The following is an 18,994-nucleotide window of genomic DNA, read 5'->3' on the forward strand; positions in this document are numbered from 1 at the left end:
AATCCCTGGAAAAACTCGGAGGTGTTGAGCCAGTGTGGAGACGTAGACGCCATTAAAGGATTGACCGTAATCGGCGTATATGAAAGCGGCCCTGCCCGGTGCAGCCACACCGACCAGGGCCTTAGCCCCCGACCTGGTAAGGACAGGTGAGGACTCGATGCCCAAGGCTATTCCCCGCTGTCGCGCTCCGCGCGTCCGGCCCTACGTGCGGCGCACGGCCCCGCAGAGGGTGTGGTGACCGTGGAGTCGTTCAGCGCCGTCTTCTCCGGCACCCCCAACAGCGTGGCCACCGCCCGGCACTGGCTTGAGGGCCTGCTCGCCTCCGGCCACCGCGGCCCCGAGATCCCCGACGACGTTCGGGCCACCGCCGTTCTGCTGCTCTCCGAACTGGCCACCAACGCCGTCCGGCACACCCGCAGCTCCAACGGCGGCGTCTACACCGTCCGCGTCCACCTGCGCCCCGGCATGGTCGGCGTGGAGGTCGAGGACCGCGGCCCCCTCGACGGCCGGCGGCTGGAACTCGCCGAGACCGGCCCGGACTCGGAGTCCGGGCGCGGGCTGGCGCTGGTCGAGGCGTTCGCCGACCTGTGGGGACCCCTCACCAAGGGGTGCGGCGTCTTCTTCCGGCTGAGCTGGACCCCGGATGAGCCGCCGCCCCCGCTGCCCCGCCGCTCCCCCGGGCGCACCCTCGCCGAGGGCGGCCCGTTCGTCCGGCCGCACAGCACGGGCGGGAGGGCCGTGGCGTGACGGTCGGCGGCCTGGCCCGGGCGGACGCCCGGGTCAGGCCGCGTTCTCGTACTGGGTGCGGGTGAACATCCGCGTCTGTATGTCCTCCGAGGGCGCCGCGTCTCCTCTGCCACAGGAGATCTCCAGGAACTCCGCGGAGTCGCCGATGTGCGTGACGTTCACCCAGTCGGGCTCCTCTGGATCGCCGAACCGGAACCCCACGCTCGACAGCCAGACCTGGTCCCCGGACAGGGTCTCCTGCTGGTTGGACGACGGCGTGGGGAGGGACGTGAGCCCCGCCAGCCCCTCCTCAAGGTCGGTGCAGGTGCGCCGGATCAGTTCAAGGGTCTGCGGCGAGCCGATGGTCAGGGACGGCTTGTCGCAGTAGTCGTCGGCGCACTCCCCCGGGGTGTTCTCCGTCGGCTCGGACCCGTCGTGCTCGACCGGCGCGCTGTCGAGCCCGGAGGGCCGGGGGCCGAACTCCTCCTGTAACTCGTCCCGGCCCATCGTCTCGACGGAGATCCCGAAGTCGGAGAAGACGGTGACGGAGACGATGTCGAAGGAGCCGGGTAGCTCCTCCCAGGCCAGCCGGAAGGCGTCAAGGGCTACCCCCTCCAGGTCCATGTCCGCGGAGTCCAGGTATCCACTGTCCTCGACGTACTCCGACACGGAGACGACGGTCTCGCCTCCTTCGGCTGTGAAGACACTGACGAAGGGGTTCATCCGGCCGTCGGCCTCGAGCTCCTCGACCAGCACGGCGGCGTCGGTGAGCCGGGTGGTGCGCGGCCCGTAGACGGCGAAGACCGTGATCCCCGCGACGAGCAGCAGCACGAGCCCGCCGGCGATCCCGGTCACGACCCACACGGTCCTGCGGGAACGCTTGGGCTGTGCCGTGCCCATTGGCGGCTGCCGGGGAGGGGCGTTGTACCGGGGCGGCGCCGGGGACGGCTGCTGCTGAGCCTGAGCCTGGGCCTGAGCCAGGGGAAACCCGCAGTTGCCGCAGAAGGCCTGTGCGTGGGTCGGCGACCCGCAACGTGGACAGCGCATGGCGCTCCTTGGAGGGTGGGGGATTCACTCCGCGGATCATTGGTTCGATGCGTATTCCGGCGGAGGGATGGACCAAACGGCTTGGAGGATGAAGAAGGCCCCTACTCCTGGCCTACTCCTGGACTCCGTTGTGTTTGCGGAGCAGGCGGAACGCGGCGCGGCGCATGCTGTTGTCGAGAGAGCTCCTGAACTCGTCCTCGGTGAAGTAGCGGTCGGTGAACTTGCTGTTGGTCTCGGCGCGCTCCAGCATCGCGTTCTCCATCGCCGGTTCGAAGACGTGCCGGAACGCCTCCTCGTCGTTGTTGGCGACGGCGGCCTGCTGGACCTCGGGATCGTCCATCACCGCGGCCAGCCGCTCCTCGACCATCAGCCGGTCGGCCTCGGACAGCCCCTGCCCGAAGTGCTCGTTGAACGCCTCGATGACCTCCGACAGCAGCATCTTCTCCGGCTCGTCCGCGCCGGCGCCCGCCTTGTCTGCGAAGCCGGGGAGCACCTGCTCCCCCTCGGACACGAGGCCGACGTCGTGTTCGCCGGTCTTGACCACGCGCAGATGGCTCAGGTCCGGATTGCCGATGTCGATGCCGCCGTCGGTCTTGTCGCGCAACCGCGGCGCCAGGTGCTTGCCGAACAGGTAGAGCCGCTCCAGCTCGGCGTCGGTGTAGGGCACCACCTGGGCGAGGAAGCCGTACTTGCGGATGTAGTCGCCGAGGTCGGCGCGGAACCGCTCCGCGGCCGCCCTGTCCGCCTCGTCCTCGCCGTCCCGCAGCTCGGTGAAGCGCTTGAGGGCCGGATCGGTCAGCCGGTACAGCTCGCCGTGGCGCTCCTCGCGCTGCCTGGAGCCCTCCTCGGTCTCGCGCCGCACCGCCAGGTAGGCGGTGGCGAACTCCGCCATCTCGGAGGCGAGCAGGATCGGCGGTTCCATGACCGCGCGCTGCGCGTCGTAGAGCAGGTTGGGGTCGGTCGCGGTGGTCACCGCCTCCTCGTAGAAGGGGCGGAAGGCCTCCTGGACGTCGTCGGCCTCGTTGGCGAAGTCCAGCACGAACAGGTCGTCCTGGGCCTTCCTCGGGTGGGTGCGGTTGAGCCGGGACAGGGTCTGCACCGCCGCGACGCTCTTCAGCCGCTTCTCGACGTACATGGTGGTCAGCAGCGGCTGGTCGAACCCGGTCTGGTACTTCTCGGCGACCACCAGGATACGGTATTCCCGCTTCGCACCGGATCCGGTCCGGGCCGAGGCGAGCCGGTCGTCAGCGCGGGTGTAGGCGAAGCGCTTGGGCAGCTCCCCCTCGGAGAACCCGTTGAGCTGGGATTCGGTGAGCTCCTCGGATTCGCCGTCGAGTTTCAGCGAGCCGGAGAAGGCGATCAGCACGCCGGGGTCGGGGTAGCCGCTGTCGTCGATGTGCTTGCGCAGCGCCCGGTAGAGCTTCACGGCGCTCTCGCGGGAGCGGGTGACCACCATGGCCTTGGCCCGGCCGCCGAGCCTGCCGGCGGTGTGCGCCCGGAAGTGCTCGATGATGATCTCGGCGTGCTGGCTGAGCGTGGACGGGTGCAGGTAGGCGGCGCGGGCGAGCAGGGCGCCCGCCTTGTCCGGATCGACCTCGGGGTCGTCGGGATCGTTGGGGTTCTCGCGGACCAGCTTGTAATAGGTCTTGTAGGTGATGTAGTTGCGCAGTGGGTCGAGGATGAAGCCCTCCTCGATGGCCTGGCGCATCGAGTAGGTGTGGAAGGGCCGGTACTCGCCGGACACCGGGTCGTGCTCCCCGAACAGTTCGAGGGTCTTGTGTTTGGGGGTGGCGGTGAACGCGAAGTAGGACAGGTTCCTGCTGCGCCCCCGAGCCTTGGCGGACTCGGTGAGCGCCTTGGTGGTGGGGTCGGTCTCGGCGGCGCCGCCGTGGTCGCCGCTGCTGTCGTTGTCTCCGCTGTCGTCGGTGTCGTCGTCGGCGTCCAGACCGAGGTCGCGCAGCACACGCTTGACGTCGGCGGCGGCGTCGCCGGACTGGGAGGAGTGCGCCTCGTCCACGACGATCGCGAACCGGCTGCCGCGGATCTCGACGGGCTCGCGCTTCAGGTAGTCCAGCAGCGCGGGGAACGTCTGCAGGGTGACGATGACGATCTTTCCGGCCTGGCTGGACAGCGCCTTGGCGAGCTGCGCGGACTTGGAGCCGCGGCTGCCGTCGACCTTCACGACCAGGCCTTCGGTCTGCTGGAAGCCGCCGACCGTGTCCTGTAGCTGGCGGTCGAGCACGGTGCGGTCGGTGATGATGATCGTCTTGTCGAAGACCGCGGTGTTGGGCTTGAGGCCGTCGGCCAGTGCGGCGGGGTCGATGTCGGCGGGGTCGGCCGGAGCGTGCAGCGAGGACAGCCGGTGCGCCAGCCAGGCGATGGTGTTGGACTTGCCCGACCCGGCCGAGTGCATCACCAGGTAGTTGTGCCCGGCCCCGTGCCGGGCGGCGTGGCCGACCATGGTGCGCACGGCGTGCCACTGGTGGAAGCGCGGGAAGATCAGCGTCTTCCTCTTGCTGCGGCCGTCCTCGGCCTTCCTCTCCTCCAGGTGGATGAACCGCTCGATCAGGTCCATCCAGTTGTCCGGGTGCCAGATCCGCTCCCACAGGTAGGCGGTGCGGTAGCCGGAGCTGTCGGGGGCCGGCGGCGGGTTGCCCGCGCCGCCGGGGCTGCCGGGGCCCTCCGAGCCGGTGTTGAAGGGCAGGAAGCGGGTGTCGTCGCCCTTGAGTTGGGTGGTGAGGAAGACGAGGTCGGGGTCGATCGCGAAGTGCACCAGGGCGCGCTTGGCGAACAGCGGCTCGGTCGGGTTGCGGTCGCGGCGGTACTGCCGTTTCGCGTCCTCGACGGTCTGGCCGGTGAGCGGGTTCTTCAGCTCGGCGGTGGCCACGGGGAGGCCGTTGACGAACAGCGCGAGGTCGACGCTGTTGCCCCGGTCGGAGCCGTCCTTGGTGTAGGGCAGTTGGCGGACGACGGTGAGCCGGTTCTGTTCGTACTCGGTGAAGGCGTCGGCGGAGGATGCCAGCGACGGTTTGAAGTAGGCGAGCCGGAACCGGACGCCGTGATCTTTGACGCCCTCGCGGAGGACGGCGAGCGTGCCGCGCTTGTCGATCTCCTTGCCGAGGAGGGCCAGGAACTTCTGCTGGGCGGTTTCCTGGCTGCCGCCGTGGAAGGGGACGAGCCTCTCCCAGGCGTCGGCCTGCGTGGCCCCGATGAACGCGAACAACTCCGCACTGTCGAGCCCGAGGACGGGATCGTAGTGGGAGGGCGTACCGGGCCGCCAGCCGTCGGCGGTCATGGCGGCGACGATGGCGTCCTCGAAGGATCTCTCGTCGTGGATCGGACTCATGAGAGGTCGGCTCCCCTCGCGGTGGTGACGTCGATCTGACCGGTGACAGCGGCGGTGATGAGGGCTTGGCGGCGTTCGGCGAGGAGGGAGAGTTGGCGCCTGACAGCCGATACCAGTCGGCACTCCTCAACGATTTCCCGATCTAGATAGCGAACTATCTCCTCTTGGGTCTTTGGATCGGGGAAAGGGAATCTACGGGCGGAAATCTGTTCACCCGTCAAATGAGTAATAGTTGAAGTGTTCCCATCAGCTTCAAAGATGCCCATTGTCCGCGCAATGCGCAAGCAGTAGTAAAGCCATCGAACCAGGCTTCTCCCACGAGAGCGGGCCCTGTGAAGCGCTTTCTGATAGTAGATTTCACCAATCCGGCCATCCCAGATTGCGGCCCTCCCAGGGTAGCTGCCACCCTCACAAATCAGGAGATCACCAGGGAGGACCTCATAGCGAGGCCGTTCCTCTTCGGAAAAATCCATGTAAGCGAGGTCGTCTACATGAACTTTATCCCACTGAACATTGGCAACGCGGAGGTAGGGCCTTAGTCGGTCACCGTTTACTTGCTCCTGGTTGAGCATCTTTCCAAGCTGGATACTGAACTGGCTAGACACGGAAGCGACAAGCCACGTCTCGGGGACGTCTCCTAGCCAAGAAAGATTATCGTAACTATGGCGCTCACCAATGCCGGCGCCGCGGACAGCATCAAAGACATGCGCCAGTTCTCGCTCTTCGAGTAGAGCTAACTGCCGATAAATTCCGTTCTCGAATTGCGCAAGGGTATTTGTCTCCGCATCAAGGAAGTCGGCGATACGTCGTTGCTCTTCCAAGGAGGGAAGGTCAACCCGAAGTGCCCGAATCCGCTCCGCGCTCAAGTGGTATATGTTCGCGCCGCTTGCAATGGAAGAGAAAAGTCCCGACCCGAATGCGGAGCGCGCCCACCACCCTAGGAAGCGTCCCTCCGCAGTTTCAGCACGCGGCCGCATCCGCAACAGAGTGTTTTGGAAACAGACGGCACCCTCAATCTCCCCATGCCATACTGCAGATGCTCCAACCGAACCGATACTTCCACTTCCTTCGGTGATTAGAACGTCTCCCGAGCGGAGAGAGAAGATCGTCTGCTCGGTAGGGGTGAAGTTCATCGACTTCACGTCACTGAGGTCAAGTTCTCCATCCTTGATGTTCGCCGCCCGGAGATACGGCACCATGTGAGGGCCTTCAGCATGCTGCGGCGCCCTCTGCCTTCCTAGAACTACCTCGGCAACGCTGCGTACAGAAACATTGGCGCCCCAGCTCACTTCTTCACCTTCCGCAGCAGGTTCTGGATCTCGGCCTCAAGCTCGTCCAGCTCAGCGTCAATCTCTTCCAGTGGCCGGGGCGGAACATACTTGTAGAAGTGCCGCGTGAGCGGAATCTCGTAACCGATCTTTGTCTTCTCGTGGTCGATCCACGCATCCGGCACGTGCGGCAGGACCTCGCGCTCCAGGTAGGCGTCGATGTCCTCCTTCAGTGGAACGTTCTCGTAGTCCCTCAGCTCCGGATCGGGCTCGACCGCTCCTCCCCGCTTCTTCTGCACCTCGCCCTCGGGGTCGCGGACCGACACCGCCGCCCATATCGCCTTGTCCACGTTGGCCGGGGGCTTGCCGACTCCACCCTCGGCGAGGGCGCCCTTCAGGCGGCCGGCGAACTCGGTCCTGGAGAAGCCGGGCTTCTCCCCCACCAGCGGGCGCAGGGCGTCCAGCAACTGGTCCCGGTACTCGTACTTCGCCAGCGCCTTACCGGTCTTCAGCGTGGCCTCAAGCTCGGTCAGCGCCTCCTCGGTCACCTCGAAGCGCAGTTTCAGCGGGCGCTCGACCGTGATCCGGTGGTAGCCGAAGTCCTCGTTGTCGAAGACCTTGACCTTGTCGTGCAGCGGATGTTCGGGGTTCTCGGCGACGGTCGAGGCGTCCGCGTACAGCCGCGTGAGCTCGTCGATCTGCTCGTCGGTGACGTACTTGCGCTTGTCGCCCAGCGACTTGCGCATCTTGGCGAAGTGCTCGCGGGCGTCGACCAGCACCACCCTGCCCTTGTGCCGCTCCTCCTTGCGGTTGGTCAGGATCCAGAAGTAGGTGGAGATCCCGGTGTTGTAGAAGAGCTGGTCGGGCAGCGCGACGATCGCCTCCAGCCAGTCGTTCTCCAGGATCCACTGCCGGATCCTGGACTCGCCGGACTCGGCCGCGCCGGTGAACAGCGGGGAGCCGTTGAAGACGATCGCGATCCGGCTGCCGCCGGTGCGCCGGCCGTCCTCCTCCACCTGCACCGGCTTCATCTTGGCGATCATGTGCTGGAGGAACAGCAGCGAACCGTCGTTGATCCTGGGCAGGCCCGCGCCGAACCGGCCGGAGAAGCCCAGCGACTCGTGCTCGGTCTCGACCTCGTCCTTGACCTTCTTCCACTCCACCCCGAACGGCGGGTTGGCGAGCATGTAGTCGAACTTCCCGCCGTAGTGCCGGTCGTGGCCGAAGGAGTTGCCGAACGCGATGTTCTTGGGGTCCTGGCCCTTGATCATCAGGTCGGACCGGCAGATCGCCCAGGACTCGGCGTTGAGCTCCTGCCCCGAGACCACGACCTTGGCGTGCGGGTTGACCGCGCGGATGTGGTCGTGGGTCTCGGTGAGCATGCCGCCGGTGCCGCAGGCCGGGTCCAGGACCTCGCGGATGGTGCCCGGCACGCGCAGCACGTCCTCGTCCGGGGCGAGCAGCAGGTTCACCATGAGGCGAATGACCTCGCGCGGGGTGAAGTGCTCACCCGCGGTCTCGTTGGAGACCTCGGAGAACTTGCGGATGAGCTCCTCGAAGACGTAGCCCATCTGGACGTTGGAGACCCGCTCCGGGTGCAGGTCCAGGTCGGCGAACCTGCCGAGCACCCGGTAGAGCAGTCCGGCGTCGTCCAGCCGGGCGATCTGGCGGGGGAAGTCGTACTTCTCCAGCACCTCGGCGGCGTTGTCGGAGAAGGCGCCGATGTAGGCGGACAGGTGCTTGGCGGCCTGCGACGGGTCGTCGGCGATCTGCTCCAGCGTCAGGCGGCCGGTGTTGTAGAAGCTCTGCCCGGACGCCCTGAGCAGCATCTGGTGCTCGACCGGCTTGCCCTTCCACTTCTCGTGTGCCGCGCGCACCTCGTCCTTGGTCTGCTCCAGGACGCAGTCCAGCCGGCGCAGCACGGTGAACGGCAGGATCACCTTGCCGTACTCGGACTGCTTGAAGTCGCCGCGCAGCAGGTCGGCGACCGACCAGATGAAGCCCACCAGCTCCTGGTGCTTGCTGTTGTTCACCGATGTCCTTCCGAAGGGCCCGGACGGGCGGGCGCGTTCTCACGGGGGAATGGGGTAATTCTGGCGTGTTTAACAGGTCTGCGCAGCGGGACGGGGGGTTCGTCCGATGGTGGCCTCTCCTCGCACTCCTCATGGCGCCGATTGACAGTACACCACACGAATATACGTGTTGACTAGGTTTTCAGAGAACCTCCGTGTCGGCGTGAAGGCCCCCTCCCGGTCCGGGAGTAGGCCGCGGTCGCCCCTACGCCCGGAACCTGGCGCGGGAAGGTGCGGCCTGCGCGGCAGGCCGCACCGACCGATCGAGCACCGGGCACCGGGCACCGCCTCCGCGGGGTTGCCTCTCCGGTGTCCGGTCCTCGCTGTACCGCCGGTACTACGCGCACCGCGGCAGCCGACTCTCCGGGCGGACAAGAGGCTCAGCCACCATCGGTCTTCCGCTGCACCGTCTTCAGGAGTTCGGTGGCGAATTCGCGCATCATGGCATCACCGGCCGCGGCCGACAGCTCCACCGCCCGCTCCAGGAACTCGACCGCCTCCTCATCCCGGCCCTGCTGCTCCAGGAGACCGCCGAGAAAGGCACTGAACCGGGGGGGCGGTGTCCTCGGCGTCGGCCGCCCGGCGGAGCCAGTGCTCGGCCTCCTCGGTTTGGCCCTGCCTGTAGAGCAGGGTGCCGAGATCGAACATGGCTCCGGGGGCTTCCGAGTCGGCGGCCCGGCGGGACCAGTACTCGATCTCCTCCCTCCTGCCCTGCTCGAAAAGCAGGTTGCGGAGCTCGAGCAAGGCACTGCCGTCCCCTGCGACAGCGGCCCGACCGTAGCAGTCTTCGGCCTCCTCGACCCTGCCCTGCTCGTAGAGCAGAGTGCCCAGCCTGAACAGGGCCTCGTTGTAGCCCACGTCGACGGCTCGGCGGTACCGGTCTTCGGCTTCGCGGTGGTGTCCGGCGCTGTGGGCCCAGACGCCCAAGAGGGTCATGGCGCCGGGGTGCCCGCTGCGTGCCAGGGATTCGCACGCCGCCACGGCGAGGTCGTGCTGGTCGGCGCGGTCGGCTTTGAAGACGATGGTGAAGCGTTCATCGTCGCCGGAGGCGTGGTCCAGGGCGGTCTGCCAGGTGGAGGCGGGGATGGGGGCGGTGGCGGCTTCGACGAGGTAGTCGAAGGCGCGCCAGCACCGCTGATCGCCGTCGTCGGGTACGAGCAGGCTGCTCACTCCGAGCCGGGGCTGCTGAGCCCAGTCCAGCGCCTGCTCGAAGGATTCGGGCCGTAGCGCGGCCGCCCCGGCCAGATACGGCCGGTGGGCCTGGTCCAGCATGGCGGAGGTGGGTGCGGTGAGCAGGCCGGTGCGGGCCAGGTCGACGGCGGCGGCGACCAGGGCGTGGCCGCGGGGATGGCCGCCGCGCGCGGTGGAGCGCCGGGCGTTGCGCCACTCGGCGAGCAGGTCGGGGCCGGCGGCCAGGTATTCGGCGATGCCGTGTACTCCATGGCGGGCCACCGCCTCGTCCAGCCGCTCGTCACCGGCCTCGGCGGCGCGCTGGATCTCCCCGGGCGACCAGACCCGGTCGAGTTCGACGGTGTCGAAGCGTCTGAGCAGGGCGGCGGTGTTCTCCCGCTCGCCGCGCACCTCACGCCGCTCCTGCCCGGAGGCGAGGGCGTCGGCGCGGTAGGTGTCGGCGAACTCCGAGCGCAGCGTGGCCACCACGACCGCGTCGGCGCGTTTCAGCGCCTTCAGGGTGTCCTCGGTCAGCCCGCTCTCGCCCAGGCCCAGGTAGCGGTGGAGGTCGTCCAGCCACACCACCGTCCCGTCCTCCTGCTGAGTGGTGGAAAGCCGGGTGGCCAGGGCCCGCAGGTCGGCGCCGACCGCCGGCGCGATCAGGCGGCGGCCGGGCAGAGTCCGTTTGAGGGCCTGCAGGGCGGCGCGGGACTTGCCCGCGGTGGAGTCACCCACCACCAGCACCGCCCCACCGCCGGACGCGGCCCGGGCTATGTACCGCTCCAGCACCTCATCAACATCGCGGGCCACATAGGGCGGCAGCGCCGTACCGTCGGCGCCGGGCCGGGCGGCGTGTACCCCCGACTCCCGCGGATCGGCCTGCTCCACCGTGCCCGCCGAAGCCACCCGGTCAGGGGCCTCGGCCGATCCTTCAACGGGCGGAGACTGGCTGATCGTCATGGTGTGGGCGGTGTAGGTGTCACCGTGGTTGCCGCCGACCTGCTGCACGGGCCCACTCACGTCCCCGGCCTGAAGCGCCGCGCCGCCGGCATCGCCCACCGAGTTCACCACGCTCCCCGCCGAGGCCGCAGCCGTCGACGAGGGCTGTGCCTGCGTGCGGGCCAGCATCAGCGCCAGAACCAGCGACGGCACGGCGGTGACGAACGAACCGGCCCCGGCGACCCAGGACAGCGCCTCCAGACCCGGCAGGTAGTACAGCGCCACCGCCAGACCCGCACACGCCGCGGCCGCCGAACCGCCGACCCACACCCACACCCACCGCATGCACCGATTCTGGCGGAACCCGCACCCGCCCGTACCCGCAAGCGCCCGGTGGCCGGAACCGGCGTCCACAGCCGGGCCCTTATCGACCGGGCCGAACCGACCGCACGGCCGCGCCGGCGGCCTGGGCCGCTCGGCGCGCTGCCTTGGCGACCGATCCCCGGTCGGCGGTCGGCCGACGGAGAAGCCGGGGCCTCGATAATCGGGTTGCGCCCGGTGCCCGCCGTCCGGTTGGGTCGGTGCCCATGACCGCCTTGGACGATCTCGTGCGCCCGGACCGCTATCCGCGTTCGTCAACCTATGACCAGGCCTGGCTGCTGGGACTGGACATGGGGCCGAACCCGTTGTGGCTGCTGGAGGACCTCGTCGGTGATCTCGATCTGCGGCCGGGGATGCGGGTACTCGATCTCGGCTCCGGCAAAGGCGCGACCTCGGTGTTCCTGGCCCGCGAGTACGGCGTGCAGGTGGTCGCGGCCGACTGGTGGATCGGCGCGCAGGAGGCGGCGGGCGTCTTCGCCGAGGCCGGTGTCGGCGATCGAGTGGAGGCGGTGCAGGCGGAGGCGCACGCCCTGCCGTTCGAGGAGGAGAGCTTCGACGCGATCGTGAGCATCGACGCCTTCGAGTACTTCGGCACGGCCGACGGCTACCTGCCGTACCTGGTGCGGTTCCTGCGTCCGGGCGGGCGACTGGGCATGGCGACGCCCGCGATGACCCGCGAGGTCCGAGAACTCGGGGCGATCCCTCCCCACATCAAGAAGGTGGTCGGCTGGGAGGCGATGGCCTGGCACACGGCGGAGTGGTGGCGCTTCCAGTGGGAGATCACCGAACTGGTCACGGTCACCTCCGCGCGACCGCAGCGGGACGGCTGGCGAGACTGGCTGCTGTGGGCTCGGGCGTGCGCCGAGTATCTGCCGGACGGCCATGCCTCGAACCGGCCCGTGATCGACATGCTCACCGCCGACGGCGGCGAGTTCCTCACCTTCGCACGGGTGACCGCGCGCAAGGAGGCCCGTCCGTAGCCTCCGGCGAGAAGGCGGCGTCCCCGCCGCGCCTTCTGAGGACCGCCCCCGCTCCAAGTGGCGTGCGGGTGGGCATTTCTCTCGCGCGGCCGAGGGCCTTGGACGGCAGTCGCCCTCCCGCGCACGAAGCGGCCCTGTTGCTCTGGGCGCGCACCGCCACCGTGCTCTCGGTCTGGTGCCCATGGAGGCGGCGCGGGGTGCGCGGCGCCGGGCGATCCCTGCAATGGGCCTTCGGCCACGCGAGAGGATCGCCCGGTCGCCGCGGGCTTGCGTACCGGGGCTGAGGCCACGTCCTGCGCTGATCGGGGTCGAGACTCAAGGCCGAGATCGCCGGGGGCGTGTATCGACTCTCGGCTTCCGGCTCCTCGGTCGTAAGGGCCTCAGGTCGCGATCGGGTTCACGGTGAAGAACTCGGCTGATCCGACGGTCACGTCCCGCTGAGCGGTGGAGCGAACACGAGCACGAACGCCACCGCGGCGATCGCACCTGTCAGAGCCGCGGCTTCAGTCCCAGCGGAAGAGCACGGCCGCGACGGCGGCGCCGAAGACGATCGTCACGCCGAGGCTCACCAGATGAGCCGGTTCGACGGCGGCGCCGGCCCAGGCCGCGGACAGGGCTTCGACCCCGGCACCGAAGGTCAGCCACTCGCCGACGGTCGCGACCGCGTCGGGCAGGGCGCCGCGCCCGCCGAACATGCCTCCGAGCGCGCCGAGGGCGAAGAACACGATGAGTCCGATCGCCACCGCCGAGTTGGGCGTCGGCGCGATCGCCGCGACGATCATGCCGACGGCATACATCGCCGCCATCGCGAGTACGAAGACGCCGAGGGCCGCACCGAGGTGGGCCGGCGGATTGGCGCCGAACACCAGGACCGCCACGGCGAGCGCCGCGGCGATTCCGACGATCGCCTGGATCACGCTCACGACCACCTGAGCCACGAGCACCATGGCCGGTGACGCCGGGGTGACCGAGAGCCTGCGCAGGATCCCGGTGCGGCGGTAGTACGCCAGGAAGCTCGGCATGTTGATGACGCCGATGGTGGCGATGACCATGGTCAGCACCAGCGGCAGGACGAACACGTCCAGTGCGGTACGCCCGTTGGTCACGACCTCGTCGCTCGCCGCCGAGGCGCTCATCACCAGAATCAGTAGAGGTAGGCCGACGGGAACGACGAGACCGGCGGTGTCGCGTGCGACCATCCTGGCCTCGCACAGGATCAGGGTCAGCCAGGCTCCCAGGCCCGGGCGGCGGGTCTCGATCTCGATGCTCATTCGGCGTCCTCCAGTTCCTTTCCGGTGAGTGCGACGAATGCGCCGTCGAGGTCCTCGGCTCCCGCTCGCGAAATCAGGCCGGAGGGCGTGTCGAGGGCGATGACGCGCCCGGCGTCGATGAGGGCGACGCGGTCGCAGAGGCGCTCGACCTCCTCCATCGCGTGACTCACCAGCAAGACGGTGACGTCCTCGTCGCGGAGGCGCTCGATCGCCTGCCACATTCGGCGCCTGGCCCGCGGGTCGAGACCCGTCGTGAGCTCGTCGAGGATCACCACGCGGGGTCGTCCGGCGAGCGCGAGAGCGATGGACAGCCGCTGCTGCTGGCCGCCGGAGAGCTTCTCGAACCGGATGCCGCGCTGCTCGGCCAGATCGACCAGTTCCAGGAGTTCCTCGGTGGGCCTGGGGGCGGGGTAGAAGCTGCGGTATAAGGCGATGAGTTCGGCGACGGTCAACGCGTGGTGCAGGTAGGCCTGCTGCAACTGGACTCCGAGGACCTGGCGGACCTTCGCGCGGTCGCGCCGGGGATCCAGGCCGAGGACGCTGACGCGTCCGCGGTCGGGCGTGCGCAACCCTGCGATCATCTCGACCGTTGTGGTCTTGCCCGCGCCGTTCGTGCCGAGGACGCCGAGCACCGTTCCCGTGTCGACCCGCAGATTCACGTCGTCGACGGCGACCTTGTCGCCGTACCGTTTGCGGAGGTTCTCGGCGTGGACCGCTGGTGCTGTGCTGCTCATGGCGACGACGCTAGGCGGCCGGGTCGGCGTCGCACCTGTGCCGGAAGTCAGCATTGCCGCCCATGACTTCCGGCACCTGCGCCGTCCCCACACAGAATCTAGGGTGACGTCATGCGTAGACTCGGGCCGGAGGAGTGGTCGGGCCTGGCGATGCTCGTCGTATCGGTCGCGGTGGCCGGACCGATCCTGATCGGCGCAGCCGAGACCACGATCCCCCGCGGCTGGTGGATCGTACTGTTCGCGGTGCTCATCGTCGCCTTGCCGATCGCTGGCGTCGGCGAACGTCCGGCCGGGCTCAGATACGCGGCTTTCGCCGTGGCGGTCGTGTCGTCCTGGGCGGTGGTGTTGACCGCGCCGAGCATGGGGCTGTTGCCGGTCCTGCTGGTCCTCACAGCGGCGGTGAGCGTCTACATCGTGCCGTTGCGCGTGGGATTCGCCGTCGTCGGGCTCAACACGGCCGTCCTCGCGTCCGTCATGGTGCAGCGGGCGGGTGCGGTCACTGAGGCGGTGATCGTGACGGGCTTCTATCTGCTGATCCAGCTGGCGACATTGCTGAGCTCGGTCACGCTCATCCGTGAGCAGCGGATGCGCCGGGAGTTGACCGAGGCTCATATCGAACTGCAGGCGGCGACGGTTCTGTTGTCGGAGTCGGCGCGCACCGCCGAGCGACTGCGGATATCGCGCGATCTGCACGACCTCATCGGCCATCAGCTGACCGTCCTCACACTGGAGCTGGAGGCGGCGCGGCACCGTGAGGGCGAGCGGGCACGCGAGCACGTCGACCGGGCGAACCGAGTAGCGCGTGACCTGCTGGCGGATGTGCGGGCCACGGTGGGGGAGCTGCGGGCCGAGTCGTCGGACCTCACCGAGGCGCTGCGTCAGGTGGTGCGGGACCTGCCCGGCCTCGAGGTGTCGATCGACGTCGACTCCCATGTGCGGGTCGGTGAGGAGCAGACCGCTGCGCTCGTGCGGGCCGTGCAGGAGATCGTCACCAACACGATCCGGCACGCCGACGCCCGCGAGCTGCGGATCGAGGTCTCCTCCGACGGGTCCGGCGCCGTCCTGGCCGCGGTGGACGACGGACGCGGAGCATGCGAGCCGGTGCTCGGCAACGGCCTGCGCGGGCTCACCGAGCGGTTCGAAGCGCTCGGCGGCGACGTGGCATTCGACGGCGGCGAAGGGTTCCGGGTCACCGCCCGGGTGCCGGCATCGTGACCCGGGTCGTGGTGGTCGACGACCAGGCCCTCGTACGCCAGGGAATCCGCGGCTTGCTGGAAGTCGCCGAGGTCGAGGTGGTGGGCGTGGCCGACGACGGACAGTCGGCGTTGGACGTCATCGCGGCGACCGCGCCGGACGTGATCCTGCTCGACCTCCGGATGCCCCGGTACGACGGAATCTGGACGCTCAAGCAGCTACGCGGACGCGGCATCGGGATCCCGGTGCTCGTGCTGACGACTTTTGCCGACGACACTCTCGTACTCGACGCCCTGCGCGCCGGGGCACGCGGCTACCTGCTCAAAGATGTGACGCTGGAGCAGTTGACCCGTGCGGTGCACACCCTGGCCGAGGGCGGGACGCTCATCGCCCCGTCGATCACCGACCGGCTGCTGCGGGCGATCCGCTCGGGTCCGTCACCGGTCGGCGCCGACGCCCCGCCGGTGCAGGACCTCACCGAACGCGAGCTAGAGGTACTGCGGCTGGTGGCCGAGGGCTACAGCAACCGCGAGATCTCCGAGGCGCTGTTCCTCGTCGAGGGCACGGTGAAGAACCACGTCTCGACCATCCTGCTCAAACTCGGTGCCCGGGATCGCACCAACGCCGTCCTACGGGCCCTCCACGAGGGGATCTTGCGATAGCGAGCCCCCGCTCACCTCTGTCCGGTCGGCCCCTCCCCGCCCCGGCCGGATCTTCGGCCCGGCCGCTCAGGCGACGGCGCGCAGCCGGGCGTCGAGGGCGTCGAGGTCGGGGACGAACCACACGTGGTCGGCCCGGTTCGACTCGTGGACGAGGGCGCGCAGGGCCGAACTGGCCGCCAGGTGCCGGGAGATGTCGCCGACGACGGCCAGGCGCAGCCGGTAGTTGAGGAACTTCTGCATGACCTCGCCGGCGAAGCGGGTGCCCAGGGAGAAGAAGCGCTCGTCCAGTCGGCTCGCGGGCACGGCCACCACCTCGGCGCCGAGGAAGGCCGCGCCGATCAGGTCCAGCGCGTCCTGCACGGTGGTCACCCGCGGCCCGGCCGGATCGCACACCAGCACCTGGACCCCGGCCCGCTCCTGCACCACGTCAGGCATCGTCGGCCTCCGGGGCGAGCAGGCCGTTGTCGCCGTCGAGCACGGCTTCGAGCAGTTGCAGCACCTCGGCGGTGGCGGCGGCGCCGCCCAGTATCACGATCTTCATGCGGTTCCGCTCCTCGTCGTGGACGGTCTGGATGCGCAGCGGCGGCGCGGAGTCGCGGGCGGTGTTCGCCCCGGCGAGGACGAGCGTGCTCAGCCGGTCGGCGGCGGTCCGGTCGACGCCGTCGATCTGCACGATGCTCGACACCTCCACCGCCGCGGCGCCGGTGGGCCGGGCCGGTTCCGGCTGCGGCCGCCCGATCAGCGCCTCGAGGTCGGCGCGGGCGATCCGGTACTGCTTGCCGATCCGCACCGCCTTCAGCCGGCCGGAGCGGATGTAGCCGCGCACGGTACGCACATGCAGGCCGAGCCGGTCGGCCACCTGCTCAACCGAGTACATTTCTTCGCTCATCATTCCCTAATCTAGACCATGGAGGGAATGATAGGGAACTTTACTGTACTGTGGCGCACGCCATGGGCGGGTGACCGCATGGCGGGACCTGACCCGTAGCTCGACCGTGCCGCGCCCCGACCTCGGGCAGGTCGGTCGCCCCGGCCGCCCGCGGACCGCACGTTGAAACAGAATCCATTTCGGTGCAGATTCGCCCCACGATCGGATGACGAACGGTATGGGAAATGCTATTTGGAAACTCTTCCGATTCCTGAAAACCCGAAAAACAAGGCGTTGACGCACCGTGTTCGCGTGAATACCATGCCAAGTACGATCCGGCGCGAATTTCCCACATCCCCTACATTCGCAGCGAAGCGCCCGTCTCGCCGAAGATCTTTATTCCCCTGATCTCCTGATCGTCGTGCGCAAATGCATTCCGATCGCCCGCCGGATCACCCCCTCCAGTCCCCCACCTCCATGATCGGAAGTGATCCCCCCGTGTTCAAGGCAATTTCCGCTGCCGCCGCATCGCTCTTCGCGGCATCCGCCCTGCTCGCAGCACCCGCGAGCGCCGAAACCATCGTGATCCCCCCGCCCCCGCCCGGAGGGATCACCATCGACCTCGTCACCATAAACGGTTCGGGCTGCGCCCCCGGGACGGCCGCCGTGTCCGTCGCCCCCGACAACACGGCCTTCACCGTCACCTACAGCGAATACCTCGCCCAGGCCGGCGGAAACAGCAGTCCCATCGATTCACGGAAGAACTGCCAGCTCGCCGTGCGGGTCAACGTTCCGCAGGGATACACTTACGCCATCGCCCGGGCCGACTACCGCGGATACGCCGACCTGGCCGACGGCGCCACCGGAACACAGAAGGCGAGCTACTATTTCCAGGGAATGGAGCAGACCATTCCCGTCATGCACGAACTGAACGGTCCCCACGCCAACAACTGGCAGTTCAGTGACGAGGCCGGACTCTACGTCTACGCGCCCTGCGACGCGATCCGCAACTTCAACATCAACACCGAACTGCGGGTGGACGCGGGCGATTCGGACGAGACCAGCTTCATGACGATGGACTCGACGGACGGCAGCATCTCGACCACCTACCAGTTCTCCTGGAAGCAGTGCGACGAGTGACCGCAGGCCCCCCGCCTGAAGTCTGAGTCACCCCGGCAGAGGGGTTGGTCGGTCGCGGCCCGGGCCGCGACCGACCAACCCACGGAGGCGGTCCGGAGCGCGCTCAGCCGGTGCCGGCGGCGCCGGTCAGGCGGTGCACGCTGACGGCGTAGCCGCCGCCGTCGTAGTCATCGCCGTCCCACGTGGCGTGGCGCCGCACCAGGGCGAGCCCGGCGGCGGCGCACCAGGCGTCGTAGTCGGCCAGCGTGGTCGGGGCCGAGGCCAGGGGAAGGTTTCGGGCGTCGAGGCCGAATCCGGCGACCAGGAGGCCGCCCGGTCCGAGCATCGAGGCCAGTTCGCCCACGACCGCGGCCTCGGTGTCGGGGGCGAGCAGCGGGATGACGTTGCCTGCGGCCACGACCATGTCGAAGCCCGGCTCCAGACCCAGCGACGCCACGTCGGTCAGGTCGGCCTCCAGCCAGGTCATCGCGGGCGCGCGGCGGCGCGCCTCGGCCAGCATGGAGGGGTCGAGGTCCACGCCCGCGCACGCGTGCCCGAGTTCGGCGAGCCGGATCGCGACCCGGCCGGTCCCGCACCCGGCGTCCAGGACCCGGGAACCGGGGCGCAGCAGGCCGGCGCAGAACCGGGCCTCACCGTGCACGTCGGCGCCGGAGTCGGCGAGTTCGGCGAACCGGGCGGCGTAGCGCGCGCCCTGGCCGCCTCCCGTCATCTCGGCCCACCGGCTCCCGTGTCCGTCCACCGTGTCCTCGACCTCCCCCTGAGCGCGGCATCCGCCTCGACGATACTTCCCGCCCCGGGCCGGCGAGGCCGCGCCCCGCGTTCAGGCTCCGGGGCCGCGGACGGCGGCGAACCGCGGCCGGGCACCCGCAGCCCCACGCCGCCCTCCTTGCTGGACCGGCCCCATGCCGGAGAGGAACTCGGCGGCGTCCTCGGCGTCCTGGCCGTGCACCATGACGGTGCCGGAGGCCGCGGCGGACACGTCGGTGAAACCGGCCTCCGTCAGGATCGCGGTGATGCGGTCCCGGCCGGTGAAGTTCACCGGCCCGGGCGCGTCGTCCTCAGCCGGATCGGGAAGGGGAACGTGTCGCATCGTGGCCTCCCAGATCCGCCCGGACTCGTTCGTACCGGAGTCCCGGCCGCAACCGAAGACCGGTCGGCCTCCGGATCTGAGGGCGCCGCCACGGGGCCCTGCAGCG

The 18,994-nt window shown here is 69.0% G+C and carries 16 protein-coding genes; 5 read left to right on the forward strand and 11 right to left on the reverse strand.

The window, feature by feature from the left end:
* Positions 1–240 precede the first annotated feature (240 nt).
* Entirely contained in the window at positions 241–747 is a 507-nt protein-coding gene (locus tag HDA32_RS13345) for an ATP-binding protein (protein ID WP_179643486.1), read from the forward strand.
* A 33-nt stretch (positions 748–780) separates the two neighbouring features.
* Here the strand turns inward: HDA32_RS13345 and HDA32_RS13350 are convergent, their stop codons facing one another.
* The 5 genes from HDA32_RS13350 to HDA32_RS13370 all read right to left on the reverse strand — a co-directional run bounded on the left by HDA32_RS13350 (position 781) and on the right by HDA32_RS13370 (position 10,913).
* Positions 781–1,581 (reverse strand): hypothetical protein, encoded by an 801-nt coding sequence (locus HDA32_RS13350; RefSeq protein ID WP_179643487.1) that lies wholly within the window; start codon positions 1,579–1,581, stop codon positions 781–783.
* 304 nt (positions 1,582–1,885) lie between these two features.
* Positions 1,886–5,119: a type I restriction endonuclease subunit R gene (locus HDA32_RS13355; protein WP_179643488.1), complete on the reverse strand. Its 3,234-nt coding sequence runs from the start codon at positions 5,117–5,119 to the stop codon at positions 1,886–1,888.
* Positions 5,116–6,408: a restriction endonuclease subunit S gene (locus HDA32_RS13360; protein ID WP_179643489.1), complete on the reverse strand. Its 1,293-nt coding sequence runs from the start codon at positions 6,406–6,408 to the stop codon at positions 5,116–5,118. Before HDA32_RS13360 ends, HDA32_RS13355 begins: the two co-directional genes overlap by 4 nt.
* The gene (locus HDA32_RS13365; RefSeq protein ID WP_179643490.1) at positions 6,405–8,420 is read right to left on the reverse strand and encodes a type I restriction-modification system subunit M; all 2,016 of its coding nucleotides are present in this window, start codon (positions 8,418–8,420) and stop codon (positions 6,405–6,407) included. Before HDA32_RS13365 ends, HDA32_RS13360 begins: the two co-directional genes overlap by 4 nt.
* Positions 8,421–8,960: 540 nt before the next feature.
* Complete coding sequence (locus HDA32_RS13370) at positions 8,961–10,913, reverse strand: tetratricopeptide repeat protein (protein ID WP_179643491.1); 1,953 nt, start codon at positions 10,911–10,913, stop codon at positions 8,961–8,963.
* Positions 10,914–11,155: 242 nt separating this feature from the next.
* Between HDA32_RS13370 and HDA32_RS13375 the strand changes: the two genes are divergently transcribed.
* Positions 11,156–11,929 (forward strand): SAM-dependent methyltransferase, encoded by a 774-nt coding sequence (locus tag HDA32_RS13375; protein ID WP_179643492.1) that lies wholly within the window; start codon positions 11,156–11,158, stop codon positions 11,927–11,929.
* A 503-nt stretch (positions 11,930–12,432) separates the two neighbouring features.
* Here the strand turns inward: HDA32_RS13375 and HDA32_RS13380 are convergent.
* The gene (locus HDA32_RS13380; RefSeq protein WP_179643493.1) at positions 12,433–13,200 is read right to left on the reverse strand and encodes an ABC transporter permease; all 768 of its coding nucleotides are present in this window, start codon (positions 13,198–13,200) and stop codon (positions 12,433–12,435) included.
* Positions 13,197–13,934, reverse strand: a complete 738-nt coding sequence (locus tag HDA32_RS13385; protein WP_179643494.1) for an ABC transporter ATP-binding protein — start codon at positions 13,932–13,934, stop codon at positions 13,197–13,199. Before HDA32_RS13385 ends, HDA32_RS13380 begins: the two co-directional genes overlap by 4 nt.
* Before the next feature lie 171 nt (positions 13,935–14,105).
* On the opposite strand from HDA32_RS13385, the gene HDA32_RS31795 reads away from it, so the two are divergent.
* Positions 14,106–15,149, forward strand: coding sequence for a sensor histidine kinase (locus tag HDA32_RS31795; protein ID WP_312863169.1), 1,044 nt, complete (start codon positions 14,106–14,108; stop codon positions 15,147–15,149).
* Entirely contained in the window at positions 15,146–15,790 is a 645-nt protein-coding gene (locus HDA32_RS13395; RefSeq protein ID WP_179643495.1) for a response regulator, read from the forward strand. The genes HDA32_RS31795 and HDA32_RS13395 overlap by 4 nt, the downstream gene beginning before the upstream one ends.
* Positions 15,791–15,856: 66 nt before the next feature.
* On the opposite strand, the gene HDA32_RS13400 is transcribed toward HDA32_RS13395, so the two are convergent.
* Entirely contained in the window at positions 15,857–16,225 is a 369-nt protein-coding gene (locus HDA32_RS13400; RefSeq protein WP_179643496.1) for a DUF4180 domain-containing protein, read from the reverse strand.
* Complete coding sequence (locus HDA32_RS13405; protein WP_218882442.1) at positions 16,218–16,679, reverse strand: helix-turn-helix domain-containing protein; 462 nt, start codon at positions 16,677–16,679, stop codon at positions 16,218–16,220. Before HDA32_RS13405 ends, HDA32_RS13400 begins: the two co-directional genes overlap by 8 nt.
* Before the next feature lie 477 nt (positions 16,680–17,156).
* On the opposite strand from HDA32_RS13405, the gene HDA32_RS13410 reads away from it, so the two are divergent.
* Positions 17,157–17,798, forward strand: a complete 642-nt coding sequence (locus HDA32_RS13410; RefSeq protein WP_312863170.1) for a DUF4360 domain-containing protein — start codon at positions 17,157–17,159, stop codon at positions 17,796–17,798.
* 103 nt (positions 17,799–17,901) lie between these two features.
* Here HDA32_RS13410 and HDA32_RS13415 read toward each other — a convergent pair whose 3' ends face one another.
* Entirely contained in the window at positions 17,902–18,537 is a 636-nt protein-coding gene (locus HDA32_RS13415) for a class I SAM-dependent methyltransferase (RefSeq protein WP_218882443.1), read from the reverse strand.
* Between the two features lie 81 nt (positions 18,538–18,618).
* A complete protein-coding gene (locus HDA32_RS13420; RefSeq protein WP_179643498.1) occupies positions 18,619–18,888 on the reverse strand; it encodes a hypothetical protein in 270 nt (89 codons plus the stop codon).
* Positions 18,889–18,994 lie beyond the last annotated feature (106 nt).

Source organism: Spinactinospora alkalitolerans (genome assembly GCF_013408795.1).
GTDB lineage: Bacteria > Actinomycetota > Actinomycetes > Streptosporangiales > Streptosporangiaceae > Spinactinospora > Spinactinospora alkalitolerans.